Origin of the sequence: Flavonifractor sp. An82 (genome assembly GCF_002159265.1) — a bacterium.
GTDB lineage: Bacteria > Bacillota > Clostridia > Oscillospirales > Oscillospiraceae > Flavonifractor.
On sequence record NZ_NFHG01000058.1, the window covers coordinates 1 to 546 of the forward strand.

Sequence of the window (546 nt, forward strand, 5' to 3'; positions counted from 1 at the left end):
AGAACTGGAGCGTATCGAGGCCGGGAATGGCGTGGATGGCGAGCTGCTGGACACCATCCGGCTGATCGCCGCCATCATGGGCGGCATGAGGGAGGATTGATAGATGGATGGATTGAAAACGAAAACGACCGTCCCATATCCGTCTGTTGCAGCAGACGGGGGACAGTCGCTCTCACAAAAACCTAACCAAAGTATAACAGAGGGCATGGCAGAACACAAGCCCCCGGAAAGAGATTTGGAAGAAATCATGCGGCAGATAAGCCGGGTCAACGACCCGGCCTATCTGCCTACCGTGTCTATGAATGACCTCTACGAGCAGGTGTACCCTGGCAGACCTCCTGTGATAGACGGTCTGCTCTATGCGGGGACATATCTCTTTGTGGGCGCTCCCAAGGTGGGCAAGTCCTTTCTCATGGCCCAGCTTGCCTATCATGTGAGTATGGGCCTTTCCCTGTGGGGGTATGAGGTGCGCCAGGGGACAGTCCTCTATCTGGCCCTGGAGGACGATCACCGCCGCTTACAGGAGCGGTTGTACCGGATGTTTGG

The 546-nt window shown here is 56.4% G+C and carries 1 protein-coding gene; it reads left to right on the forward strand.

The window, feature by feature from the left end; translation table 11 throughout:
• Positions 1-205 precede the first annotated feature (205 nt).
• The coding region (locus B5G34_RS18165; protein WP_242957124.1) for an AAA family ATPase at positions 206-546 on the forward strand (341 nt) is incomplete at its 3' end.